This window comes from Sphingobium sp. B2D3C, assembly GCF_025961835.1.
Lineage (GTDB): Bacteria > Pseudomonadota > Alphaproteobacteria > Sphingomonadales > Sphingomonadaceae > Sphingobium.
This window is the reverse complement of record NZ_JAOQOK010000001.1, coordinates 1,891,667-1,916,697: the sequence shown is the minus strand read 5'-3', so window position 1 is coordinate 1,916,697 and position 25,031 is coordinate 1,891,667. Positions and strand designations below refer to the sequence as shown.

At 64.0% G+C, this 25,031-nt stretch carries 22 protein-coding genes and 2 tRNA genes; 13 read left to right on the top strand and 11 right to left on the bottom strand.

The features are described 5' to 3' along the window. Window positions 1-22 precede the first annotated feature (22 nt). From M2339_RS08915 to M2339_RS08900, 4 genes are all read left to right on the top strand, one after another. Window positions 23-1,114, top strand: coding sequence for an acetamidase/formamidase family protein (locus tag M2339_RS08915; protein ID WP_181559146.1), 1,092 nt, complete (start codon window positions 23-25; stop codon window positions 1,112-1,114). Next, complete coding sequence (locus M2339_RS08910) at window positions 1,095-2,114, top strand: helix-turn-helix domain-containing protein (protein ID WP_264586860.1); 1,020 nt, start codon at window positions 1,095-1,097, stop codon at window positions 2,112-2,114. Before M2339_RS08915 ends, M2339_RS08910 begins: the two co-directional genes overlap by 20 nt. Window positions 2,115-2,192: 78 nt before the next feature. Then, window positions 2,193-3,005 carry a TauD/TfdA dioxygenase family protein gene (locus M2339_RS08905; RefSeq protein WP_264586861.1) on the top strand — a complete coding sequence of 271 codons (813 nt, stop codon included), beginning with the start codon at window positions 2,193-2,195 and terminating at the stop codon, window positions 3,003-3,005. Continuing rightward, the gene (locus M2339_RS08900; RefSeq protein WP_264586862.1) at window positions 3,005-4,321 is read left to right on the top strand and encodes a serine hydrolase domain-containing protein; all 1,317 of its coding nucleotides are present in this window, start codon (window positions 3,005-3,007) and stop codon (window positions 4,319-4,321) included. Before M2339_RS08905 ends, M2339_RS08900 begins: the two co-directional genes overlap by 1 nt. Here M2339_RS08900 and M2339_RS08895 read toward each other — a convergent pair. The 7 genes from M2339_RS08895 to M2339_RS08865 form a co-directional block, all read right to left on the bottom strand. Next, window positions 4,311-6,656 carry an acetamidase/formamidase family protein gene (locus M2339_RS08895; RefSeq protein ID WP_264586863.1) on the bottom strand — a complete coding sequence of 782 codons (2,346 nt, stop codon included), beginning with the start codon at window positions 6,654-6,656 and terminating at the stop codon, window positions 4,311-4,313. The two genes, M2339_RS08900 and M2339_RS08895, sit on opposite strands and share 11 nt — an antisense overlap. A 99-nt stretch (window positions 6,657-6,755) precedes the next feature. Next, window positions 6,756-8,126 carry a peptidase M20 gene (locus M2339_RS08890; protein WP_264606305.1) on the bottom strand — a complete coding sequence of 457 codons (1,371 nt, stop codon included), beginning with the start codon at window positions 8,124-8,126 and terminating at the stop codon, window positions 6,756-6,758. A 31-nt stretch (window positions 8,127-8,157) separates the two neighbouring features. Continuing rightward, window positions 8,158-9,393, bottom strand: a complete 1,236-nt coding sequence (locus tag M2339_RS08885) for a CynX/NimT family MFS transporter (RefSeq protein WP_264586865.1) — start codon at window positions 9,391-9,393, stop codon at window positions 8,158-8,160. Window positions 9,394-9,497: 104 nt separating this feature from the next. Beyond that, on the bottom strand, window positions 9,498-10,787 hold the full coding sequence (locus tag M2339_RS08880; RefSeq protein ID WP_264606304.1) for an MFS transporter: 1,290 nt from the start codon (window positions 10,785-10,787) through the stop codon (window positions 9,498-9,500). Continuing rightward, a complete protein-coding gene (locus tag M2339_RS08875) occupies window positions 10,784-11,440 on the bottom strand; it encodes a cysteine hydrolase family protein (protein WP_264586867.1) in 657 nt (218 codons plus the stop codon). Before M2339_RS08875 ends, M2339_RS08880 begins: the two co-directional genes overlap by 4 nt. Further along, on the bottom strand, window positions 11,433-12,551 hold the full coding sequence (locus M2339_RS08870; protein ID WP_181559154.1) for an LLM class flavin-dependent oxidoreductase: 1,119 nt from the start codon (window positions 12,549-12,551) through the stop codon (window positions 11,433-11,435). Before M2339_RS08870 ends, M2339_RS08875 begins: the two co-directional genes overlap by 8 nt. Window positions 12,552-12,626: 75 nt before the next feature. Beyond that, window positions 12,627-13,565 carry a ribokinase gene (locus M2339_RS08865; RefSeq protein ID WP_264569834.1) on the bottom strand — a complete coding sequence of 313 codons (939 nt, stop codon included), beginning with the start codon at window positions 13,563-13,565 and terminating at the stop codon, window positions 12,627-12,629. Window positions 13,566-13,733: 168 nt separating this feature from the next. Here M2339_RS08865 and M2339_RS08860 point away from each other — a divergent pair, with 168 nt between their 5' ends. Genes M2339_RS08860 through M2339_RS08850 form a run of 3 tightly spaced genes read left to right on the top strand, consistent with a single transcriptional unit; the run spans window position 13,734 to window position 15,860 of the window. Further along, window positions 13,734-14,588 carry an oxidoreductase gene (locus M2339_RS08860; protein ID WP_264569835.1) on the top strand — a complete coding sequence of 285 codons (855 nt, stop codon included), beginning with the start codon at window positions 13,734-13,736 and terminating at the stop codon, window positions 14,586-14,588. Next, window positions 14,581-15,240, top strand: coding sequence for a cysteine hydrolase family protein (locus M2339_RS08855; RefSeq protein ID WP_264569836.1), 660 nt, complete (start codon window positions 14,581-14,583; stop codon window positions 15,238-15,240). Before M2339_RS08860 ends, M2339_RS08855 begins: the two co-directional genes overlap by 8 nt. A 20-nt stretch (window positions 15,241-15,260) precedes the next feature. Beyond that, on the top strand, window positions 15,261-15,860 hold the full coding sequence (locus tag M2339_RS08850) for a nitroreductase family protein (protein WP_264569837.1): 600 nt from the start codon (window positions 15,261-15,263) through the stop codon (window positions 15,858-15,860). An 82-nt stretch (window positions 15,861-15,942) separates the two neighbouring features. Here the strand turns inward: M2339_RS08850 and M2339_RS08845 are convergent, their stop codons facing one another. Further along, window positions 15,943-17,028, bottom strand: coding sequence for a TauD/TfdA family dioxygenase (locus M2339_RS08845; RefSeq protein WP_264569838.1), 1,086 nt, complete (start codon window positions 17,026-17,028; stop codon window positions 15,943-15,945). A 386-nt stretch (window positions 17,029-17,414) separates the two neighbouring features. Between M2339_RS08845 and M2339_RS08840 the strand changes: the two genes are divergently transcribed. After that, a complete protein-coding gene (locus M2339_RS08840) occupies window positions 17,415-19,802 on the top strand; it encodes a TonB-dependent receptor (RefSeq protein WP_264586868.1) in 2,388 nt (795 codons plus the stop codon). Between the two features lie 249 nt (window positions 19,803-20,051). Here M2339_RS08840 and M2339_RS08835 read toward each other — a convergent pair whose 3' ends face one another. Then, on the bottom strand, window positions 20,052-20,741 hold the full coding sequence (locus tag M2339_RS08835; protein WP_264606303.1) for an HD domain-containing protein: 690 nt from the start codon (window positions 20,739-20,741) through the stop codon (window positions 20,052-20,054). A 180-nt stretch (window positions 20,742-20,921) separates the two neighbouring features. After that, complete coding sequence (locus tag M2339_RS08830) at window positions 20,922-21,419, bottom strand: Lrp/AsnC family transcriptional regulator (protein WP_181559161.1); 498 nt, start codon at window positions 21,417-21,419, stop codon at window positions 20,922-20,924. A gap of 338 nt (window positions 21,420-21,757) precedes the next feature. Between M2339_RS08830 and M2339_RS08825 the strand changes: the two genes are divergently transcribed. Both M2339_RS08825 and M2339_RS08820 read left to right on the top strand, forming a co-directional pair. Beyond that, window positions 21,758-21,964 (top strand): cold-shock protein, encoded by a 207-nt coding sequence (locus M2339_RS08825; protein WP_181559162.1) that lies wholly within the window; start codon window positions 21,758-21,760, stop codon window positions 21,962-21,964. Between the two features lie 167 nt (window positions 21,965-22,131). Next, window positions 22,132-22,305, top strand: coding sequence for a hypothetical protein (locus M2339_RS08820; RefSeq protein ID WP_264586869.1), 174 nt, complete (start codon window positions 22,132-22,134; stop codon window positions 22,303-22,305). Between the two features lie 120 nt (window positions 22,306-22,425). Here the strand turns inward: M2339_RS08820 and M2339_RS08815 are convergent. After that, a tRNA-Pro gene (locus M2339_RS08815) sits at window positions 22,426-22,502 on the bottom strand. Window positions 22,503-22,696: 194 nt separating this feature from the next. Here M2339_RS08815 and thyA point away from each other — a divergent pair. The 3 genes from thyA to M2339_RS08800 all read left to right on the top strand — a co-directional run bounded on the left by thyA (window position 22,697) and on the right by M2339_RS08800 (window position 25,014). Next, window positions 22,697-23,677, top strand: coding sequence for a thymidylate synthase (gene thyA, locus M2339_RS08810; protein WP_264606302.1), 981 nt, complete (start codon window positions 22,697-22,699; stop codon window positions 23,675-23,677). Window positions 23,678-23,688: 11 nt separating this feature from the next. Further along, window positions 23,689-24,876: an AI-2E family transporter gene (locus M2339_RS08805; protein ID WP_413714790.1), complete on the top strand. Its 1,188-nt coding sequence runs from the start codon at window positions 23,689-23,691 to the stop codon at window positions 24,874-24,876. A gap of 61 nt (window positions 24,877-24,937) precedes the next feature. Beyond that, window positions 24,938-25,014 (top strand) — tRNA-Asp (locus M2339_RS08800). Window positions 25,015-25,031: the final 17 nt, after the last annotated feature.

The following is a 25,031-nucleotide window of genomic DNA, read 5'->3' as shown; positions in this document are numbered from 1 at the left end:
CTGACTGACGAGCAGGGGAATTATGGCGCTGATCTGCAATCATGGAATGCGACGGAGCGAAACGCAGCCCGGAGCGCTGCACTATTTGCGGGCGACGCCTGAGACCGTGCACTGGGGCTTCTTCTCACCGGAACTGAAACCGGCGCTGACCGTCAAGAGCGGCGATCTCATCCAGGCGCAGGCGGTGACGCACCACGCTGGCGACGATCCCGAGCTGATGTTCGACGAGCACATCCAGCGCATCTTTACCGAGGTCGATCCCAGCACGCGCGCACCGGGCTGTCACATCATGACCGGGCCGATCTATGTCGAGGGCGCAGAGCCCGGCGACATGCTGGAGGTGCGCTATTTCCAGATGACGCCGCGCTTCAACTACGGCTCCAATCTGCAGGCGAACTGGGGGCATCTCTACAAGGAGTTCGGCGAGACCGAGCGGGTGACGATCTACGAGCTGGACCCGAACGCCAACACCGCCACCGCGCTTTACGCCTATGATGTCGAGGGCGTTTATACGACGCCCGGCCGCATCACCAATTGCCCGCATTGCGACCGGCAACCGGCGCTGCCCGGCGTAACCATTCCTGCCCGCCCGCATCTCGGCACCGCCGGCGTCGCGCCTGCGGTCGATGCGCCGGTCAGCACCATCCCGCCGGGCCTGCATGGCGGCAATATCGATAACTGGCGGATCGGCGCCAATGCCCGCATGTATTATCCCGTGCAGGTGAAGGGCGGGCTGTTCTCCATCGGCGATCCGCATGTCAGCCAGGGCGATGGCGAGATCAGCGGCACCGCCATCGAAGCTTCGCTCGACGTGCTGTTCCAGATCATCCTGCGCAAGGATTTCAAGTTCCCATCGCCGCTGCTGGAGACGCCCAATCACTGGATCGTCCACGGCTTTGGCGACGATCTCGATGCGGCGATGAAGAATGCCGCGATGGACATGATCGAACTGCTCTCCGAACATCAGGGCCTGTCGCGGACGGACGCCTATTCGCTGATGAGCGTCGGCGCCGACTTTGGCGTGACGCAGGTTGTCGATGGCACGCAGGGCATCCATGTGCGGATCGACCGTGGCATGTTCCCGAACAAGGGCAGTGTCCGCGATCCCCGCTGATCCGGCCCGGCCGGGGGAGGCAGTCTCCAGTCCGGACGCCTGGTCCTTCGACGTCGCGTCGCTGCCGGCGGCGGAGCGCGCCCCGGCATGGGCCGCCGCCATGCAGCGCCTGCAGATGCCGTTTCCGAACACGGCAGAGGCAGGCGGGTCGGTGCTCGCCATCACCTCGCCGATGGGCTTCGAATTCGCGGTGGTGACGGGCGGCGCCCTCACCATCGCGGGCCGCACGCCGGGGGCCGCACCGGGCCTGTGGCTGGGTCTGCTCATCGATGGCGAGGCCTCGCTGGAGACGCATGAAGGCGTGATGCCGCTCACCGGCGACTGCCTCATCTACGGCGCGACGGGCGTGGATGCTGCGTTGCGGTTCAAGACGCAGTTTCGCCAGTTCTTCGTGCGCATCCCCAGCGTCGCGATCGATGCGCGGATGCTGGCGCCGCTGGCGCGGCGCATCGGCGTTATTCAGCCGGACAGCATGGTGGCTCACGCGCTGCTGATGCTGCTGCGCAGCGCTGCCGACTCGCTCTCGGAAGGCCGGGCGCGCGAATTCGCGCCGCTTGAGACTGCGCTGATCGAATTGCTCGTGCCAGTGATCGCCCATGCCGGCGGCGTGGAGGCCAAAGGTGGTGCCGCCGCGCACCGCGCCCGGCAATTCGAGAGGATCTGCCGCACGATCGAAACCAATCTGACCGACGCGGACCTCTCGGTGCAGTCCGTTGCGCGCAGCGAGGGCGTGTCGGTGCGCTATATCCAGCAGCTCTTCGCGCGTTCGGGGCAGACGGTGACCGGCTATGTGAAAGGGCGGCGCCTTGAGCGCGCGCGAGCCGATCTCGTCAATCCGCTCCATGCGCAATTGAGCATTTCCGAGATCGCCTTCCGCTGGGGTTTCAACCAGTCGGCGCATTTCAGCCGGGCCTATCGCGAGCGCTTCGAGGAGGCGCCGCGTCAGACCCGCGCCAATGCGCGGCAGGCGCTGCCGGACAATCGAGCTTTCGCGGGCTGACAAGACGTGTGTGCGCCGCTGGCGCATGATCGCGCAGCCCACATGCCAAGGGTCACGTTCCAGTCGAGGTTGTTCGCCATGTCCTATGATGTTCTTGATATCCGCCCCGTCACCCGGCGGATCGGTGCCGAAGTGTTCGGGGTCGATCTGAACGTCCCGCTCGGCAACAAGGTCGTCAGCGAACTGCATGATGCCCTGATGGAGCATCAGGTGCTGTTCTTCCGCGACCAGAATCTGGAGCATGACAATCACAAGCGCCTGGGCCGCTATTTCGGCGAGCTGGCGCTGCACAGCGGGGTTTCCGGCCTTGCCGAACATCCCGAGATCGTGGCGATCCATGCGGATGCGAACAGCAAGTTCATCGCAGGCGAGGACTGGCATTCGGACCTGAGCGAAGATGCCGAACCGCCGATGGGCAGCATCCTCTACATGCACACCGTGCCACCCACGGGCGGCGATACGCTGTGGTCGAGCATGTATGCCGCTTATGATGCGCTGTCGCCGGCCATGCAGGCTTTTCTGGAACCGCTGACGGCGGTCCATGATTCCAACCACATCTATCGCGAGTTGTTCCCGGATGTGGACAAGGTCTACCCGCGCAACACCCACCCTGTCGTCCGCACCCACCCGGTGACCAAGCGCAAATGCCTGTTCATCAGCAAGTCGAAGACGATCAAGATCAACGGCCTCTCGGCAGAGGAAGGCGATGCGGTGCTGCGCTTCCTCACCGAGCATGTGAAGAACCCGAATTTCCAGGTCCGCTTCCGCTGGCAGCCGCATTCGGTCGCCTTCTGGGACAATCGCTGCACTCAGCATTTCGCGACCTGGGATTATTTCCCGGAAACACGCTCGGGCTATCGGGTGACGATCGCAGGCGACCGGCCGTACTGATGCGGGCCGCCGCCCGACTGGCGGCTGGTGCGCTGGCCTGTCTGGGGCTGACGGCCACGCCGCTCGCGGCCAAGGCCGGTGCTGCGGCAGAGGCCGTCGCGCCGGCCGATGCACTGTCCGCCCTGCGTGCGGGGCTGCAGGCCATGGTCGACGCGCGGGAACTGCCCAATGCGCAGGCCGTGATCGTCAAGGACGGCCGGGAGCGGCTTCGCGTTTCGACCGGTAAGCTGGACCTCGAAGCCGACCGCGCACTGCCCGTCGATGCGATCTTCCGGCTCTATTCGATGACCAAGCCGATCACGAGCGTCGCGGTGATGATGCTGGTGGAAGAAGGCAAGATCGCCATCGATGCGCCGCTCAGCCGCTACATGCCGGAATTCGCCGATCTGCGGGTCTATAAGAGCGGCAGCCTCGATGCGATGGTGACCGAGCCGCTGAACCGCCCGGTGACCATCGGCGATCTGCTCACCCATAGCAGCGGAGTAACTTACAATTTCACCGGCGACGGCCCGGTGCAGCAATATTATCGCCGCCATGGGGTGATGCGCGCTGGCGGGGTCGGGCAGAATGCCGATGATGCGCCGCCAGCCAGGACGATGGACGAGCTGATTGCGCGCCTCGCCAAGGCCCCGCTGCTGCATCAGCCCGGCGCGCGCTTCTCTTATGGCAACTCCACCGGCATTCTGGGCGCCCTGATCGAGCGGGTGACGGGGCAGGGGCTCGATGCGTTTTTGCAAGCCCGCATTTTCGATCCGCTCGAGATGACCGACACGCGCTTCGTGGTGGACGATGCGCGCGCCACACGGCTTGTCACCAATTATGCCGCGGTGGACGGCGGCCTGCAGGCTATCGAGCCGGCGGCGACGTCCGAATATCGCGATCCGGCCCGGCCGTTCGACGGCGGCGGGGCGCTGGCCGGCACACTGCATGATTATCTGAACTTCGCGCAGATGCTGGCCAATCGGGGGACGTGGCACGGCAAGCGCCTCCTCCGGCCGGAGACAGTGGACCAGATGTTCCAGCCCCGGCTGGAGACTGGCGGGCAGCCGCACGAGAATGTCCTGTTCGGCTATGGCCTGGGCCTCGGCGATGCGGTCAGCGAGCAGCGCGGCGGGATGCCGGCCGGCGCCGGCGGCTGGTCGGGGTCCGCCAACAGCTATTTCTTCGTCCATCCCGGCCGAAATCTGGTCGCCATCGTTATGACCAATGTGCTGGTCGGCCCGGCCTTCGTGGATCGGACGATCAGATTGCGGCGCCTCGTCGATCAGGCAGCGCAGGCCGTGCTTGCCGAGCGGGAGCCAGCGATCAGGCGGTAAATAGTTCCTTGCGAATGATCGCGTGGACGCCCCAATTGCCGTTGGCGACCTGCGAGATGCCGAAATCCACCCCGACCGACAGAAGCGAGATGGTTTCGTCTTCCGAGAGATCCTTGGTGGTCATCAGGAACCGCCGCGCCTTGCGGAACGCGTCGCGCATGGCGGCATCGATGGACGCGCGCTTGTAGACTTCGCTCTGCGCGTCCTCGCCCAGTTCCTTCAGATAATCCGGGTGGCTGAAGCCCATGATGACCCATTCGGTCTCGGTCTCGATCATAGGATAATCGAGGTCGCGCAGCTTGCCGGTCAGCTCGCCGGCGGGGTGGCGGATCACCTGAATGAGCGCGGTCATCGAGCATTCGATGGCGGTGCCGCATAGTTCGGAATCGCCCTGCGAGGCATGTGGGTCGCCGAGCGAAAGCAGTCCGCCCGAGACCTGCACGGGCAGGAACACGCTCGATCCGGGGCCGGTCCGCCAATTGTCCATATTGCCGCCAAAGGCGCTGGGCGGAATGGTATCGACCGGCTCGGCATGGGCCGGCGCCAGCGCGATGACGCCGAAATGCGGGCGGATCGGGATTTCGACATTCTGGAGGATGTCGTAATTGCGCTCGATCGTCTCGGGATCGACCGGCACGCCCGGATAATCATAACGCTCGTGGACGGTGCCCGAGGGGTCGGTCTGCGGTGTCCAGTGATAGGAGTAGACCGCATGCGCGGTCGGTCGCCGTTCGCCGCCGGATTCAACCTCGTAGATGGTGATCACTTCGCGGTTCTTAGGCTCGGTGAGCAGATCGTTATAGTGGAAGCCCCAGAAGGTTGCGGCATTGCTGCCGAAGGACTTGCCCTGAAAGCGCGGATTGCCGCTCCGACGCGGCTCCAGGCTGAGGATGCGTACTTCGATGATGTCGCCCGGCTCCGCGCCCTGAATGGCGATCGGCCCGGTGCAGATGTGCACGCCAAAGCCCTCGCCGGGGCCGCGCCCGAACTCGCTGGCGCTCATCGGGCCAGCACCGCGCCGCTCGATAGCCCGGCCTGTCTCGTCCCAGCGATAGACGCTCTCTGCGCCATGATCGCCCTCGACCATGCGTTCGGGATCGTCATTGGCGTGGTGGGTTAGCGTCTCCACCGTCACGAAGTCGCCCGAGCGCACCATCAGCGCCGGTTTGATCGCCGAGCTGAAATAGCCCCAATGGACCGTGCGCGGGCTCACCGGCAGATGATGATGCCGCACCGTGCCTTCATCGCCGATCGCCGGGATGACATTGGCCTCGACGCCGTCTGTTTCCGCCTCGCCGCTGTCCAACTCCTCGACCGGCGCGACGGCGGCTTCGTCGTTGACCGCCCGCTTGGCCGTCGACCGACCGCGCCGCAGCGTGTCGGGGCCATGATCGGCCTCGTCCACGGCCGGCATCTTGCGATAGTCGCGCGGGGAAATGCCATATTGCTCGCGGAAGGCGCGGCTGAACGAGGCGGAATCGTTGAAGCCCCATTGGAACAGAATGTCCGAGATCGATTTCTGGACGTGGAGCGGACTGCGCAGGTCGAGCCGGCAGCGCTCCAGCCGCCGCACCTTCACATAATGGCCAAAGCTGTCGTCTATGGATTCGAACAGCTTCTGCAGATAGCGCGGCGAGATACCATGTTCGGCGGCAACCTGCTGGTAATTCAGATTGGGGTCCGAGAGGCGCATCTCGATGGTTTGGAAGATCCGCTCCAGCAGCGCGGCGCGCATCCCCGCGGCGCCCCCGAGCGCGCGGGCCGGCGCATCGTTGAGCAGGCTGGCCAGCAGAAACTCGGGCAGGGCCAGTTCGACGGGACGTAGTTCCTCGTCCGTCACGTCATTGCCCATGTCCGCCAGCGAGCGCAGCACGGTGGAGAGCAGGCGGGCAGGGCCGCTGTCGGCGGAAAGGTGCCGGGGCTTTTCGGGTAGCAGGGCCTTGAGGCGCTGATCGAGCGCGCGCGGCGGAATCTTGAGCAACAGCACGCGGTGATCGCCGGTGAACTGCAGCGACATCGGCATTTCGCTGCGCGCGCAGACCATGTGACCATCATCGAGGGTGAAGCTGGTGGTGGCGTTGCGCGCCACGCTTGGCGCATCGAGCGTCACGGCCAGCCAGAAGCAGCCCGGCTCGTCGCGAAAATCAACGGTATATTCCTGAGCGGTGGCCAGCAGGCGCACAAACACGATGCCGTTGCTGCTGGTGAACTGGATAAGCTCGCCGTAAAGCGTGGCCTCGTCGGCCGCTTCCAGCGTGATCGAAACGCGCTTGAGCGCAAAGCTCCATGCGCTGAGTCGCTGCTCCTTGGGGTAGGCATTTGTAGTCGAGCGCAACGGCGGTTCTCTATGTTTTGGTGCGCCTCTCCCGGGTCTTTATGCCCGCCAAGATGCGCGCCTGAGAGAGCCCGGTCAATCCATCACGCGGCGGCTGTTTCAGAATGGGTCATCCCTGCCCCCGTAAACAGATGAAATCGCAGCAGAATTTGGTGCGTGCTCGGAGCGTCCGCATACGGCCAGCATGGTCAGTGCATAGATGAGAGCGCTGGAGTGCAGATCCTCGGGTGCCGGGCGCCAGCGTGGCATGCCGGTCGTGATGGCGGGAATGCCCTGCATGTTGAACACATTATGGTCGCGCCACATGCTGGAATAGATAGGATGCGCGCGCTCCACCGGCGCCTGCCGAGCGAGGCGCGTAGCGGCATCCACCGCGCCGGCGAGTGGCGCGACTTCGTCCGCGTCGGCAACGAAACCGTGGCGGACGACCATTGGCTCGACATCGAAGCTGTCGAGATCGAGCGTGCGCATCGCCGCGACGATCTGGTGATAGGCCTGCGCCGACTTTTGCCCGGGTGCGAGGCACACTTCCACATAGACGGCGCACACCTCGGTGCCGGCGCCATAGTCGGTCGGCGCGCCAGCACGCACGGACGCGATCTGCGTCTTGGGGAGGGAGAGGCCACCCGCCGTCTCGAACACGCCCTGGGCTTCCCACTGCCGGCCCCACTGGTGCAGCGCGTCGATCACCGGGCCGAGCTTGTAGATGGGGTTGAGGTGCTGGGCGACGGTCTCCGGCGTCTCCAGGATCGGCGTGAACATGCCCGTGCCGAAGATGCGCACGCGGAAGAGGGCATAGCCGCAGCCCTGCCAGGTCAGGCCGAAATCCGTGCCTTCGGCGGCAATGGCATAATCGGGCGCGACGCCGCCATGGTGGAACAGATAATGCGCGCCGATATCCTTGCCGAGATAGTCGATGCCGGAGAATTCCTCGATCGGCTCGGGGCCGATCTCGCCGGGGCAGGCGGTGAGCCAGGTTTTGCCCGCAAGGCCGATGCCCGCCTTCTTCAGCGCCTTGGCCGCCATCAGGAAACAGGCCATCGGCCCGCGATCGTTGGAGATGGGGAAGCCGCGCAGGCGCCCGTCCTCGTCGAGCCAGCACTGCGTCCATTCCGGGTCGCGCATCGTCGTTTCGCGATAGCGGAACTTATCCTGCGAGAGGTCGCCGCTCGGGCTTTCCGTATCGAGATGGGCGGTGAAGAGCAGGTTGGCGCCCGTACCCAAGCCGCCATACTCGCCGATGATATTGGGTCGCTCAGGTGTGGCGCCGGCGCGGCGGGGCTGGAAGCCTTCGCGATCCATCCAGTCATAGACATATTGCGCGGCGGCGGCTTCCTCACGCGAGCGGCTCGGAATGTTGCCGAGTTCAAGGGCGAGGGCGACCAGCTCATCGGAATCGATGGCGGCGGCGAGAGCGTCCTTCTCGGCTTCGGTCACCTGATAGGGAGCCGTGGCAGGATGGGCGAACATCGGAGCGGGTTTGGGCTGGGCTTGGGTCATGTCATGCTGCCAAGGCGGGCTCGGCATCCTCCGCTGTGTCTTGTTGGGGGAGCTCCGGGGTGCGGAGCAAGAGCAGGGCTCCGACGAAGATGAAGCCGAGCAGGGCGCAGCCGAGGAAGACAAACGAGAACCCGCCCGTTTCGTCGCGAATGACGCCGCCCAGCGCCGGGCCGATGGCGGCAGCGGTGGAGATCAAGCTCATCGTGGAATAGAGCTCGAGATTGGCGCGCTTGCCGAACAGGTTGAGCATCAACATGGCCGTGCTGACATAGCTGAAGCCGAAGCCCACACCCAGTCCGATCACGGCCAGCGAGACGACGAACAGATTGCCGCCGATCATCAGCGCCAGCACACCGAGCGAGGTGGAGGTGATGGAGAGCAAGGTGAGCTCGCGCGCGCCGATTTTCTCGCCCGCCATGCCGGCGATCATCGATCCGGCGGCGCTGACGAGGGCAATGCCGCTCATCACGGTGGCGGCCGCACCCATGGTCAGGCCGGTCTCCGTCAGATGCTTCACCGCAAAGCCGTGGACGGTGGTGTTGATCAGCAGGAATGAGGTGTAGACGCCGACCACGATGTAATATTGCGCGGTGCGCATCGCGGCCCGTGCCGTCCAGCCGTCCGTGGCCATGGCTTTCCGGGGCTTGGGCGCAACCTCGGCATCACCGGGCCGGTCGCTGGTGACGAGGGCGGCGAACATCGAGAGCAGCACGGCGGCAATGGCGGCCGTCCACCAGTAATGGCGCCACTCGCCGGTGATCGCCTGCGTGGAAAACGCGATCAGCGGCCCGACAACTGCGCCCATGCCGCCAGCGGTGAAGTACACGCCCATGGCGGTCGAGCGCTTCTCGAAGGAGTGGGAAATGACGTTCACGCCGCCCGTGGTGCCGCACATGGAGAAGCCGACGCCGGCGAACGCCGTGCCGATGAAGTAGACCATCGCCGTTTTGGTAACGGCCAGGCAGGTGAAGCCGATGAGGAGAAGCGCGCCACCGATCATCATCGTGCGGGAAACGCCGAGGCGCCGGATCGAGATAGCGGGTGCAAGGCTGGACAAGCCGCAGGCCACGCCCAGGAAGGTGAAGCCAAGGCCGGCGACGGCCCAGGGCCAGCCCATCTCCTCGACCATATAGGGGAGCACGACGCCAAGCCCGTTGAATGTGAAGGCGTTCAGCATGAAAAACAGCAGGCAGAACGCCGTCAGCGCCAGGTATTTTTTCCGTCCTTCATAGGTCATGCAGCGACTCGCCTATCTGGAGTAAGTGCCTGGAAGATGCCGGTTTGGGTGTGCCGGTGTCTTGACGTGGGGCGTCCTCTCGCTTGGCGGGCCGCCGTCCCGTCTCATTCGGCGGGAGCAGACGATCCGGTGTTGGCGGCATAGGGCGGAAGCAGGAAAAGCAGCAGGCTGCCGACGGCCATCACGCCGACGGCGACGACCACCGCAGCGCGATAATGGCCGATCATGTCGTAGCTCAGGTCCATCAGCACCGGCGTGATGCCCTGCGCGCCGATGACAGCCGAATACATGACGCCGATGATGACGCCAAAGCTGCGCAGCCCGAAATATTGGGCGATGAAGTAAGGCAGCGCGCCGAACTGGGCGCCGAGCGCAATGCCAAGGCACAGGCCGGCAACGGGCAGAAGGGCGCCGAAGGGCGAAAATTCGAGCAGCAGCAGGCCGAGAATGGCCAGCGCATACATCGGCACGACCACGCGCGGCCCGCGGCTCTTGTCGAGCACGCGCCCGGTGAAGATCTGCCAGAGCGAGCCAGTGAGCGCGAAGATGCTGACGATGGCGGTGCCGGTGCCAAGGCCATAGCCACGATCCGCCAGAATGGGCACGACATGGCTCAGCACGGCGATCATGGTCCCGCCACCGGCCGCGATGGCGATGAGCATCAGCCAGAATGGTGCGGTGCCGATGGCTTCACGCAGGGTCATGCCGTCCACGGCGGGGACGGCTGTCTCCGATGGGTTGCTCGGCGCTGCCGGGCGCGGTGCATCGCGCAGTAGGAAGAAAAAGATCGGAAAGCCGACGCACAGGATCAGTGCGCCGATCCCCAGATAGCCCGCGCGCCAGCCGGCTGTGGAGACGATCAGCGCGGTCATGATCGGCACGCAGACCGAGCCAATGCCGTTGCCGAGCCCTGCGCTCACGCCAAGCGCGGTGCCCCGATTGGTGTCGAACCATTCCGCCACCAGGCGCGAGAAGACCGAGGTAGCGGGCAGCGAGCCGAACAGGCTGATCGCGAGAAAGTTGAGGTAGAACAGCATGAGGTTGCCGTTCGTGAGCGCAAGGCAGGCGACCGAAGCGGCGAACAGCACATTGCCCAACAGCACCATGTTGCGGGTGCCATGCCGATCGGCATAGCGGCCGGCGAGCGGATAGATGCATGCGCTCACGACGGCTAGGATCGCCAGCACCATCGAAATGCTCGATCGTGCCCAGCCGAATTCCTGAGAGAGGGGCACGAGGAAGGTGCCGAAAACCGCATGAACCGTGGCGGTCTTGCCGAGCGCATTGCCCGCCGTGGCGGCGATCAGCACGCCGGTCCTGCTTTTGTTCAGTGCGGGCGCTTCGCTGAGAGGGCCGTTCGCGGCGTCGAGGGCGATCGCCGGCGGCGGGGTCATAGCGTCCAGGCCGTTTTGGCGGCTTGCGTGGTGACCATCAGGGCGCAGTTCTTGCTGAGCACCTTGAGCGTCGCTTCATGCAGTCCGGGCTCATAGGCGGCAGTGGCGTCCGATACGACAAACACATTGAAATTGCGGTGGAAGGCCGAGCGGGCTGCGGCGTCAACGCAGCAGTCAGTGCTCAGTCCCGTAATCAGCAACGTGTCGATGCCGCGCTCGTTGAGCTGGGCTTCAAAGTCGGTGCCGTGGAAGCAATCGTAGAGAACCTTCTCGACCTCGATATCGCCCGGCTCGGGCAAGAGCCGATAATAGTCGGCTCCATAGCCCTTGCGGCAGATGACCTGTCCGCCGGGTTCGCCGCGACGCGTGTAGAAGGTCTTGAGCGCCTCGGAATCGGTTTCGGGCGTCGTCACCACCCGCACGAAGGCGAGCGTGACGCCAGCCGCACGCGCCGCGGCGACCAGCTCCTCGGCCTTGTCGATGGCAGCATGGGGTGCGGAGAGATCCACCCCATGCTGCCCGAGCAGGCCCTCGGGGGCGGCCCAGTCGTTCTGGATATCCACCAGCACCAGCGCGGTGCGCTCGGGCGCGATCATCCCCGCCAGATCGCTGGCGGCGACGTGGGGAATGTCCACGAGCGCCGCGTCAGGCATGGACCGGAACCTTGCCGGGGAAGCGCTCGCGCAGGACCGGGAGGACACGCTCGCCGAAGATCGGGATGTCCTTCATGTAATCGGGGAAGATCAGCATCAGCCCGTCCGTACCGGAAACCTCGAACAGTTCGGTGAGCTTCTCGACCACCGTCTCGGGCGTGCCGATGACATGGGGGGTCATGAAGCCGGCCCGGCTCTTGCGGGTGAAGTCGTTTTCCTTGCCGATCTCGCTGTCGAGGAAGCCGTAGGCGCGCATCATGCCGTGCAACGCGCCTTCGTCGAAGCCGTCGCGGATGGATTGCGCAAAGGCTTCCGCTTCCGCATCGGTCTCGCCAAACACGGGCGTCATCATCGAATAGGTGCGGATCGGCTTGCCGATGTCGGCAGCGACGGCCTTGGCCTTCTCACTGGCGGTCTTGAGTTCTTCCGGGGTGCCGCCGGAGAGGAAGATCGCATCCACCTCGTCAGCCGAAAAGCGCATGCCCTTGCCGGAGGTGCCGGCGCAGACGAGGAAGGGGCGGGTGGAGGGTGTCGGCAGCGAGCGACAATCCTCCAGCGAGAAATATTTGCCTTCCTTCGTGACGGTTTCGCCGGTCCACAGCGCCTTGATCGCCTGGATCCATTCATAAGCGAGGTCATAGCGCTCATCATGGTTCACATCGTCGCGCCACGCGCCCATCTGCGCGAACTCGTCCTTATAGGAGCCGGTGACGATGTTGAGGCCGGCGCGGCCCCCGCTGATCTGGTCCAGCGTGGCGACCATCTTGGCGACAACGCCTGGATTCTGCAGGAGCGTGTGAACCGTGCCCCACACCTTCACCCGGCTGGTCGCTTCCGCCACGCCGGCAATGGTGAGGTAGGAATCGAGCTGATAGTCCCAATGTTCGGTCTCACCGCCGAAGCCGCGGTACTTGGCCATCGCCATCGCGAAATCGAGCCCGTGCTTTTCCGTCAGCACCGCCGCATCGCGGCAGTAGCTGTAGGACGCATCGATGTGCGGCTTGTTTTTCGAGAGGATCCATCCGCCGTTGGCGATGGGAAGGAACACGCCCAAATCCTTTCCTCCTGTGTCGGAGGGCAACCCGAAGGGCGTCGGCGTAATCTCGCTCATAATCTCAATCCCGTGACCTTATTGGCACGCCCACCTTATCGCGCGGACCGATCCGTTCTTGATCATTCGCGCATATTATATTGGTCGGCCCTCGTTCGGATGGGCGGCGATGAAGGCTTCCACGTCGCTACGCAGTGGCATGGCGGGCACGGCACCGGGCTTTTGCGTGCACAGGGCGGCCGCGGCATTGGCGAAGATCAGCAGGGCCTCGTCCGTTGGCCGAGCGTCGCCGGCGCGATCGAGCATGGCGCACAGCGCGCCGACAAAGCAGTCGCCCGCGCCCACGGCGTCGCGCGGCACGACCGGAAAGGCCGGAACATGCACAGCGCTGCCCGCCCGCACCGCTACCGAACCGGATGCGCCGAGCGTGACGATGACGAGCTGATCGTCGCGGCTGATCAACGTCCGCGCGGCCAGCGCGGCCTGCGGCGTCGCTCGCTCCTCATGCCGGCCGAGATAGACGGCCAGCTCATGCTGGTTGACGATCAGCACGTCCGTGGAGGCAAACAGGCGTTTGGCGTCGATCACCGCAGGGGCCGCATTGAGGACTCGCACCGCCTGCTTTCCCGGCGATGCGGCGAAGAAGGCCGCGACGGTTTCGACCGGCACTTCGAGCTGAGCCACGCGGATATCGGCGTCTGCCACGGTATCGACCATGGCGGGCGCCAAGGCGGCGTTGGCGCCGGACGCCACGATGATCTGATTCTCGCCGGACGTGTCGACGGTGATGTAGGCTGTGCCGGTCGCCGCTCCTTCGACGGCGACCACTGCGAGGGTGTCGACTCCAGCGGCGGAGAGCTGCTCAGTCATCCAGACGCCGGATTCGTCTTCGCCGACCGCACCGATCATGCGCGTCTGCGCCCCTGCGCGCGCTGCGGCGACGGCCTGATTGGCGCCCTTGCCGCCGGGCAGGCGCTCGGACTGCAAGGCAAGCACCGTTTCGCCGGGCCGGGGGAGGGCATCCACGGACTGGATCAGGTCCACATTGATCGATCCTGCTACCACCACCGCCATGCCGGCCTCCTTCTGAACTGCCTCGCTCCCAACCATGATCGGCGCCGCGTCACAATGCGCCGCGCGCCGGCGTGCGCTCCCTGACAACAATTGCGGTCTGCCTTGCAAAGCGCTGCGCCGCCACGGGCGTACACAGGGCGCAGCAACTCTCAACAAGGTAGATGACGCATGGTGAACTGGCTGATCACAGGTATTGGCGGCGGTCTCGGCGAAGCGCTGGCCCAGGCCGCGCTCGACCGGGGCGACCAGGTTTTCGGCACGTCGCGCAGTGGCGAGGCGTGCGCCCGTTTCGCGGCGCTGGCGCCGGGGCGCTCCTTTGCGCACGGCCTCGATTTCGGCGATCCGGCCGCGCCGGCCGCGCTCGTGGCGCTCGCTGAGGAAACCATGGGCAGTGTCGACCGGCTGGTGAACAATGCCGGATACGGGCTGATCGGTGCCGTCGAGGAAATCACGCTGGATGACGCGCGCGCGCTGTTCGACATCAACCTCTTCGGTGCGATTGCGATGATCCAGTCGGTGCTGCCGGCGATGCGCGCACGGAAGGCGGGGCATATCGTCAACATCACCTCCGTCAGTGGCCTCGCGCCTTGGGCGGGGACGTCCATCTACGGGGCGAGCAAATATGCGCTGGAGTGCATCGGGCAGACGCTGGCGCAGGAGGTCGCGCCGCTCGGCATCAAGGTCACCAATGTCGCCCCGGGTGGCCTGCGCACCAATTTCGCGGGCGGATCGCTGCGTCTCGCTGACCGGATGATCGCCGATTATGAGGACTCGGCCCATTTCGCCCGCCAGTCGCTCAAGGAAGGCGTCGGCAAGGAGAAGGGCGATCCGATCCGCGCCGCTGCCGCAATCCTCGCCGCGCTGGACGCGCCGCAGCCGCCCATGCACCTGTTGCTGGGTGAGGATGCGCTGCATTATGCCGAAGGGCAGACCGATCTGCTGCGCGCAGAGATGGAGCGTTGGAAGGACTATTCCCTCTCCATCGCCTACCCGGCCGAGGAGATGGCAAGCGCCGATGCATGACAGCCGCCTGCCGGCATGGGCCATCGAGCGCGGGCGCTATCTGAACAGCTTTTCGGCGATCGTTCCGGAGCGGACTGCGCTGGTTGTGATCGACATGCAGACGGCCTTCCTGGCCCCCGGCGCGGTGTTCGGCAATCCGCATGGGATGGACATCATCCCGGCGGTCAACCTCCTCGCCATAGCGATGCGGGCAGCCGGCTGCCCGATCCTCTGGACCCGGCAGAGCGTCTCGGACGATCCCCCGCTCGCCATGGCGCCCTGGCAATATGCTCGGGCCGATCCCTATGTGCAGGCCGCCATGGAGGCCCTGACCCCCGGGTATCCGGCGCATGGCCTGCATCCGGCTATGGCGGTGGAGACGGGCGATGTGGTGCTCGACAAATATCGCTATAGCGCTTTCGCCTGCCCGGCTGGCCAGCTTGAGGCGCAGCTGCGCGAGCGGGGCATCGAGATGCTGGTCATCGCCGGAACGCTGACCAATGTCTGCTGTGAAAGTACCGCGCGCGATGCATATATGCGCGGCTACAAGGTCATTGCGACGCTGGACGCGATGGCCGCCGTGACGGATGAGGAGCATGAGGCGGCGCTGCTCAACCTGCGCCTCAATTTCGCGGACGTGCGTAAGAGCACGTCCATCATCAACATGCTGTAAAGCAAGGAAGACGCTGACATATGACTGACGCTGGCTCGAGGACGACCCACCACGAGATCGATGACATCTTCACCCGCCGCTGGTCTCCGCGCGCCTTTGATGGCAGCGCGGTGGCGGAAAGCGAGTTGCTGCGGTTGTTCGAAGCCGCGCGCTGGGCGCCGTCGGCGTTCAACGCGCAACCCTGGCGGTTCCTGTACGCCGTGCGCGACGGGGCGGACTGGACGCGGTTCCTCGATCTGCTGATTCCGTTCAACCGGAGCTGGGCGGAAAGCGCCGGCGCGCTGATCATCATCCTTTCCGACACGCAGATGCGAAATCCGGACGGCACGCCGAAATCCGCATCGCACAGCCATTCCTTCGATGCTGGCGCGGCATGGGGCATGCTCGCTGTGCAGGCTACGCTCAGCGGGCTTTACACGCACGGCATGACCGGAGTCGACTTCGACAAGGTCCGCAGTGAGCTGAGCGTGCCGGAAGACTTTCGCATCGAGGCGGCCGTTGCGGTAGGGCGCATTGGCGATGCATCGACCTTGCCCGAAGGTCTGCGCGAGCGCGAGCAGCCCTCTGACCGCAAGCCCGTGGCCGACTTCGCCTTTGCAGGGGGCTTTCCCGCGGTCTGATCGTCCCGTCTCTCGGCAATAAAAGACCCCGGAAAGCAGTGCTTTCCGGGGTTTCTTCATGTTTGCGGGAGAAGCAGGCAGGTCAGGACAGCAGCCGGGGGACGGAAATCGCGCCGACGGTGAATCGTGCGTCCGGATGCTCCTCACCGCCGTCGCGCGGCTTTTCGCGGTGCTGTACGACGCCATTCTTGCCGAAATTCTCGACCACAGGCCGTCCGGAATCCCGGTGCAGCCACAGGCGAAGCAGGTGGCGGCGGCGCTGCGGTTCAGGGAAATCGTTGAACGATGTGCGCGCGTGCAGCGCGGCGTAGTTGGAGAGCCACTGGATGTCGCCGGGGCGGAAATCCATCTCGATGGCCATGCCCGGCTCATAGGTGATGTCGTCGAACAGCTTGAGCACTTCGATCTGCTCGGGCGTCAGGCGCGGTGCTTCGGGATAATCCTGCGCGGTAAGGATATAGAGCGACCCGGCGTACATGCTGAACACACCCTCTTCCATGCTGATGATGGGGGAGGTGTAAGTGTTGGCGGGCGCATTATGGTCCTGCCGCCGCCAGTCCCAGTGGAACGGCTCGAGCAGCAGGGGCGCCAGGTCGGGCCGGCGGGCGAGGATCTCATTGTAGATCTGCGCGCCCGAGACGAGACAGGATGCGCCGCCTTCCTTGGCTGGGCGCAGGCACATCAGCGCCACGATATCCGAGCTGTCCGAGTGGTAGACGAGCTTGTCCCGCACCTTGGAGGAGAGGGCGGTGGGATCGTCCATGGTCTTGTCGGAGGTCGCGTAGACATGGTCGATCAGGTCGCCCATTTCGTTCTGGCGGATGGGGTCGCCCATGTGCAGGCCCAGAATATAGTAGATCGCCGCCGAGAGCGCGTCTGAGTAGAGATGGGTGCGCAGGCCGCGCACCAGCACGAAGCCCCGGCCGTAATCGACGTCGCGGCCCCATTCGGCGGCAGCGTCGGCGCAGGCAACCAGCGGATAATCCTGCTTGGAGACGAAACGCAGGTCAGGATTGGCCTCTACGAACCGGGTGCCCAGCGTTTCCAGTTCCGCAACCTGATCCTCCGAGAGCCGGTAGATCCAATCCTGAGATTGGGACAGCGTATCGCCGCGCCAGGCGGCGTCGGTCCGTACCGGTTCCAGGGCTATGGTCGTCGTCGTGGACATGGTCAGCGCGGCTCCTCTTGCAAGGCCATTATCGTCGTCTGGATCTGATCCTGCCTGACTAAAGCGTCCCTTTCTTCCCGTCTTGGCAGCACATGCAAAATTAGTGTCCGGTGCGCGAATCAAATGCGGGCGTGGGCGCACCGCCAGCGTTCGCGCCGACCAGCCGGTGGTGATGCTTCTTATATAGGGCGCGCAGGCCAAGCACCCGCCCGGACTGTGCTGCAATGCAGCATGGCGCATTTGCATCAACAAGTTCTGCGCCCCGCCTCAAGATTAAGTTCCCCAAAACTGGCTCAATGCAGGCTCAGCGGCACTCAGGGAAAACCGGGGCCGGAACAATCGCCGGAGAGGAGCCGCGAGGTCAGGCCGAGAAGGGGACCGCGACAATGAGCGACAGACTAGGAAAGACATACGGATATTTCATGGCGGGTGCGGCGATGGCCGCGCTGATGACCAGCGCAGGTTTCGCGCAGGAAGCGCCTGCGGATAGCGCGAGCGCACATGATGGCGACGAGATCGTCATCACCGCCTCCAAGGTGGATGTGAGCCTGCAGCGCGCCAACCTCTCGGTGTCCGCCGTGACCGCAGAGACGCTGAGCATGGCCAACGTCACGGATGTGACCGGCCTCAACGGCTCGGTGCCCGGCCTCGTGGTCGCCAAGAGCGGCGGCGCCGAGCGCATCATCACCATCCGCGGCATCGGCTCGGAAACGCCGGAGAACACGAACACCCAGCCGGGCGTCTCCTATCATGTCGATGGCGTCTACATCTTCAACTCCATCGCTGCCAACGCGGCGTTTATCGACGTGGCCCAGGTCGAGGTGCTGCGTGGCCCGCAGGGCACGACCTTCGGTCAGGGCTCGACGGGCGGCACGATCAATGTCGTGTCCCGCCAGCCTGTGCTGGGCGAATCCAGCGCGAATGGCGAGATCGGCATCGGCAACTACAACATGCTGAAGATGAATGCCGGCGTGAACGTACCGCTGGTCGATACGCTCGCCCTGCGCGTCGCTGGGCAGCACCAGAAGCATGACGGTTATGCCGTGGCGACCGATGTCGTCGGCTTCGGCCAATATGAACTGGATGACGCCAATGAGACCGGCTGGAAGGCGGCCCTGCTCTGGGAGCCTACCGACAGCATCTCGGTCAGCCTGAACACGATTCAGTACCGCAGCAATACCCACGGCACGGCGCAGAAGAACGTGTTCGATCCTGAGCCCGATCCACGGCGCCTCACGCAGGATTATCCCGGTCGGTCGGTGGTGAACACAGAGCTTTACTACGGCGTGGTCGCCTTTGATGCCGGCTTCGCGACGGTGAAGTCGATCACCAGCTACCAGAAGGTCCACAGCGAGCAGAGCTGGGATGCGGACGGCCTGACGGCCGACCTCTTCGAGGCACTGACCTACAGCCCGCTCACCTTTGGCGGCACCCGCTACGACCACGTGGCCATGTGGGAGAGCAACACCAAGAGCTGGACGCAGGAGTTCAATATCTCCTCCACGCACGAGGGGCCGTTCCAGTGGATCGCTGGTGCGGTGTATCTGCAGTCGACCAACGACCAGTATATTCTCGAATATCGCGGCAGTGACGACAATCTCGTTCCGCCCGTCCTGCCGGTTACCACACCCTATAACGACCCGCTGGTCGGCAATCTCACTTATGCGGAGCTCTCGTCGATCAAGCGTGAAGCCTGGGCCGCCTATGTGCAGGGCACCTACGACTTCTCATCGCAGTTCAGCCTCACGGCAGGCATCCGTTACAACAGCGACAAATATAGCGGTCAGGGAGCCAGCAACAGCGACACCGCAAGCTACACGTCCGGCGCCTTTCTCCAGCCGACCCCCACGGACGGCCTGAGCACGACGGAATGGACAGGCAAGGTGGCGCTGGACTTCAAGATCACGCCGGAAAATCTGCTCTACGCCAGCTTCACCCGCGGCTTCAAACCGGGCGGCATCAACAGTTCGGCTGCAGGCGGCAACAGCTCCTCGTCGCTGGGCTTTGCGACCGGTATTCAACCGACCTACAAGCCCGAGACGGTCAATTCGTTCGAGATCGGTTCCAAGAACCGCTTCTTCAACAATGCGCTGACCTTCAACGCCTCCGCTTTCTATTATGACTACAGCAACATGCAGTTCCTTGACGAGGATGCGATCCTGTATGGCGAAGGCACGGCCAACGCCCCCGGCGCGCATATCTACGGCCTGGAGTTGGAAGGGGCCTGGGCGGTCACCAGCAAGCTGAAGATCGACGGCTCCGCCTCGTTCCTGCGCGGCAAGTTCGACGAGGATTATCTCGCGCTCGACCCGGTGAAGGCCGACGAAGCGCAGACGGCGGCGGGCTATCCCGACTGGCTGTTCTGGAGCAACTTCTACCCCGCCGTGCTGGCGCGTGAAGCGGCTCGCGAGAATATCAACGGCAACCGGGTGCCCAAGTTGCCCAAGTTCCAGGGCTCGATTGCGGTCACCTACACCGATCAGCTCGGGGCCGGCGAACTCACGGCGCGGGCGCAATATCTCTATCGCGGCCAGTTCTTCTATCGTGTGTTCAACGACGATTTCTACGACAAGACGCCGTCCTACGACACGGTCAACCTGTTCGTGAAATATGCGCTGGACCATGCGCCGGTGTACTTCAGCGCTTCGGTCACCAATGTGTTTGATACGACGGGCGTCAACTCGCGCTTCTCCGACCCTTATGGCAGCTCGCAAGGGTTCGAGACGTACATCGCGCCCCGGCAGGCGATCTTCTCGGTCGGCTTCAACTTCTGATCACCACTGGCACTGCCTTATAAGGGCAGGCTGACACAGCGGCGCTCTTCTTCTCGGGGAAGGGCGCCGCTCCTGTTTGGCGGTGTGTGGTCGTGCCCTCCGTTCGTCCTGAGTAGCTGCTGAGCCTGTCGAAGCAGCGTATCGAAGGCCTGCTCCGTGCGCCGCGATGCTTCGATACGGCTCTTCGATACGCGCCTGCGGCGCTCCTCAGGGCCTACTCAGCACGAACGGTGAAGATCGGCGCACCGATCATAGGAAGTTGTTCGGCCAGATCATCGTGCGCCACATGTGCGCGGTGGGTGAGCGATCGAAGCCCAGGCCTTCTTCTGGCTCCCGGAAGTGCCGCCCGATGATGTCGGTAAACTCTTCGGGATCGATCGGCGGAGACTGGTCGAAGAAGTAATAATCGTAGATCGTGACTAGCCGCGAGCTCATGTACCATTTGTGGTTGCGGGCATATTCGGCATCGCGCTGGATATATTCGGGCGGAACATAGTCCGGCCCGAAGAAGCGATCATAGCTTTCCGGATATTCATATCCCACCGACTCATCCGCGAAATAGCGGAGCGGCTGGTGATATTGCACGGCCCAGGCGATCTCCTCGGAGACATAAGGCGCAATCATCTGCGCGCCCCAATAGCCATGGTCGGCGCGCACGAAGCAGCCATTGGAGATGTCGTGCAGCAGGCAGGCAAGGACGATCTTCTCTTCCTGCCCATCGTCCAGCGCGCGCTTGGCGCTGGTCAGCAGATGGCGGATGGCAATATCGTTGAAGCGATATTTGAAGAAATCCATCAGCTTGGGCTGTTTCGGCATGCGCGGCAGCGCGGGGTTGTCGCCCATCATGAAGACGTGATTCTCGTCCATCTGGCGGATGAGGTCCGGCTCCGGGTCAGGCATGCCGGTGCCGATCCTGCCCACCGGGGCAGGCACGATCATGCGGGTGCGGCCTTCCTGGGGCCAAGGATGGTCATCGCACATCAGGTCTCTCCATAGTCAATCGCGGTGGCGCTCATAAGGAACGACTATCACCTTCATGCGGGCATGAATGATCTTTATACACCGAAATTAGCAGATTATCGGGTGGATATAGCCCGCATTGGCACCAGGTGCGGTCGATTACGCCGCATTGAGCGGCAACGCCGGGCTGTCCTTGACGACATCCAGTGCAAAGGTGGTGCGCATGTCCCGGACGCCCGGCAGCTTGAGCAGCACGCGCTGGGCCAGTTCGGCATAGGCATCCATATCCGGCGCCAGCACTTTCAACAGGAAATCGAACTGCCCGGCCGTGATGACGCAACTCACGATTGCCGGCTCGTTCAGCACGGCCTCCTTGAACTGTTCGATAATCGAGGAGCTGGAGGACCCCGTGGCAGCGCCGCTGGGCGTCTGGGGCACCTTCACCTCTACATAGGCAAGGATGCCAAGGCCGACGCGCTTGCGATCCACGATCGCTGTATAGCCGGTGATGATGCCCTCTTCCTCCAGCCGCCGCACATGGCGCAGGCACGGGCTGGGCGACATACCCACGCGCTCCGCGAGGGCCAGATTGGTGATGCGGCCGTCCTGCTGCAGTTCATGGAGAAGCTTCAGGTCGGTGCGGGAAAGATCCGTCATGCGCTGGTGCCGTTCGCTCGCGATGATGAGTGGTCGCCCCGACCTATCATCGCTTCGCTGGTGTGAACATGGCTGGCATGAGGTGGCCGCGCTCGATTGGCAAAGTCGAGTTGGCGCCGCGCACGGTTTGAGTGGAAATATGACGATAAAATAGCCAAAGTTATCAAGCAAAAATGCTAAAATATTGACATTTCGGGCAATCGGTACCATCTAATATCCGCTAACGTCGCACCTCGACGGATTTTGATGCCATTGCAGCAGATTCTTCCTTTGATACTTCGGCCAGCGCCACCGGGACGCGCGTTTCGGTGGGTTTCTTATGTAAAAGGAATGATCCCATGCCCATTGGCACAGTCAAATTCTTCAACGCCGACAAAGGCTATGGCTTTATCGCACCCGACGATGGCGGTGAAGACAGCTTCGTCCATATCAGCGCGGTCGAGCAGGCCGGTATGCACACGCTCGACAAGAATCAGCGCGTGAAGTTCGAGATCACGACCGACCAGCGCGGTCGGGCCTCGGCAACGCAGCTCGAAGAAGCCTGAGCAGCACGCTCTCCCTGGCTGGCTCGTCCAGTCGGGGGTGTGCCTCGCAAGGATTTCTCGCAAGGATTTCTGGGCGGGGCAGGGGAGACGGTAAAACGCCAATCTTCCCATCAGAGTTCACGCTGGGGCCGCCGCGGCCCCCGCGCACAGCCGGCAAGGAGCGTGCAATGTCAGCGACCAGTGATTTCTATCTCGCCCGCGCGGCGGAAAGTGCCGATGCTGCCAGCAAGGCCGACCTGACCAATGTCCGCGAGCGCTGCCTGCGCGCAGAAGCTGCTTGGCAGCAGATGGCGGACCGACTTATCGAGATCGAGCGCAAGAAGCGTCAGGCCGCCGCTTAAGCGGATCGGACTTCTCTATCAGAACGGCGTGACTTTCGGGTCACGCCGTTTTTCGTGCTGATTTTCGCGATGTGATTGTGTCCGTCGCCCGATTAATCTCAGGCCGACGGCGCAATTAAATGGTCGGGGAGAGAGGATTCGAACCTCCGGCCCCTGCCTCCCGAAGACAGTGCTCTACCAGGCTGAGCTACTCCCCGACCGGGCCGACGCTTGAAGCGCCGGCAAGACAGGCGCTGCCCTATAGTCAGGGGTTTGCGTGCTGGCAAGCGCTGCATCGAGAAATCGTCAAACAGCGCGGTAACCCTAGGCTGCGGGATCGTTTGGTCGCGCTTATCAGGGCGGCCGATGGCATGTGCTGGCGCTCGCGCGGCGGCGCGGTTAAGCTCGATCCATGCTATCATCTGTCTCCCTCGCCGAGTCTGCGCCGCCAACGAGCGCTTCGCCGCATTATGAGCAGCAATATCTCGATCTGATGCGGCATATTTGGAATGCGGGCGATGAACGGGTGGACCGCACCGGCGTGGGCACGCGGTCGATTTTCGGGGCGACCATGCGATTCTCGCTCGGCGATGACGCGGTGCCTCTGCTGACGACCAAGCGCGTCTACTGGAAGGTCGCCGCGCGGGAGATGCTGTGGTTTCTCTCCGGGGATACCAGCATCCGCCCTCTGGTGGCGCAAGGCGTCCACATCTGGACCGACTGGCCGCTGGATCGCTACCGGCGCGAAACCGGCGACATGATCTCCATGGAGGATTTCGAGGCGCGCATTCTGGCAGATGATGCCTTCGCGCAGGCGTGGGGCGATCTTGGCCCCGTCTACGGCCGGCAGTGGGTCAACTGGCCGCATTATGAATTGGCGCCCGAGGCCGGGGAGGGGCTTTATCGCCGCGCCGCGACGGGTCACAACCAGATCGCGACGCTTGTCGATGCCATTCGCAACAATCCCGGCTCGCGCAGGCTGCTCTTCACTGGCTGGAATGTCGATGAGTTGGAGGGCATGGCCCTGCCGCCCTGCCACATGACTTATCAGTTCCATGTCTCGAACGGGCGCCTCAACGGCCTTTTGTTCCAGCGCAGCTGCGACTTGGGTCTCGGCTTTTCCTTCAACATCTTCGGGCTGGCGCTGCTGACGAGGATGCTGGCGCTGCAGTGCGATCTGGAGGCCGGCGAGATCGTCTGGCAGGGCGGGGACGTCCATCTCTATCTCAATCACGCCGATCTGGTGGAAGAGCAGCTGTCGCGGACGCCGTCCGGCTCGCCCAAGCTGAAGATCCTGCGCAGACCGGATACGATCTTCGCGCATCGCATCGAGGACTTCGTGGTTGAGGACTATGCGCCGCAACGTGGCATCGCTGCCCCGGTCGCGGTTTAAGGGGCTTGTCGGTGCCGCTGGACGAGCAAAATCTGCCTGCAGAGCAAGGCGCGGGCGATCAGCCCTCGGCCGAGCGCTTTGACCGCAGTACCTGGGAGCGCAACCGGCTCGTTGCCTCGATCGCGTTGTTCGCGGGGCTGGGCGTGTTGCTGGCCCTGCCGTTCGTGCTTCGGGCTGGTGGTGCTTTCTTTCTTCCCCTCACGGTCGCGCTGGTGATCGCGATCTGCCTCGTGCCCTTCCTCGAGTGGCTCGAGCGGCGGCGAATCCCGTCGCCGCTGGCCGCGCTGATCGCGCTCGTGTCCTTCCTGTTCGCTGTGAATGCCGCGCTGGTGCTCATCGTGGTGCCGGCGGTCGACTGGATCGCCCAGCTGCCCGAGCGGATCGGCCAGATCAAGACGACGCTGGAGCCGGTCATCCGCCTCTATACCGAGGCGCAGGGTTTCATCGACGGGCTGCTCAAGCTGGTCACGGAAACCCGCAGGGCGCCGACGGTGCCCGGCGAGGTGCCGCGCCCCGGCTCGCTACTGGACATGCTGACCACCGCCGCGCCGAGTGTGGTCATCAATGTCGTGTTCGGGCTGCTGGTGATCTTCTTCTTCCTCTCCGGCTGGACGCGCATGCGCCGGCGGACGATTCAGGGGCGGGGCAGCTTCTCGGGCGCGCTGACCATTGCCCGGGTGATCCAGAACGTCGTCGATGCCACGTCGCGTTATGTGCTCACCATCGCGCTCATCAATGTGCTGCTGGGCTTCACCGTCGCCATCGCGCTCAGCCTGTTCGGGATGCCCACGCCGTTCATGTGGGGCGGATTCGTCGCGCTGCTCAACTTCATTCCCTATTTCGGCCCCTTCGTGGCGGCGATCCTGCTGGCGATGGGCGGGCTGATGACCTTTTCCACGGTCGGCTGGGCGCTGATGCCGGCGATCATCATGACCGGGCTGCACCTTATCGAGGCGAATGTCGTGACGCCGCTGGTGCTCGGCGAGCGCCTGAAGCTCAGTCCGCTGATGATTCTCGTCTCGCTGAGCTTCTGGACGTGGGTGTGGGGCACGGCAGGCGCGCTGCTGGCGGTGCCGCTGTTGATCATCATCCAGACGGTGCTGGCGGCGGCTGGTAAGCCGGATATCGCCGGTTTCCTGTTCGAGTCCGGAACGCTCACCAGCGTGCCATCGGACCCGCAGGAAGAATATCGCAATTGATCGCGCGAAGCGTGTTGACAGGGCCGGCGCCCTCTTATACCTGCGCCCTCCTCAGCCAAGCGCGGGTGTAGCTCAGTTGGTTAGAGTGCCGGCCTGTCACGCCGGAGGTCGCGGGTTCGAGCCCCGTCACTCGCGCCATTTTCTTCAATGAAGAG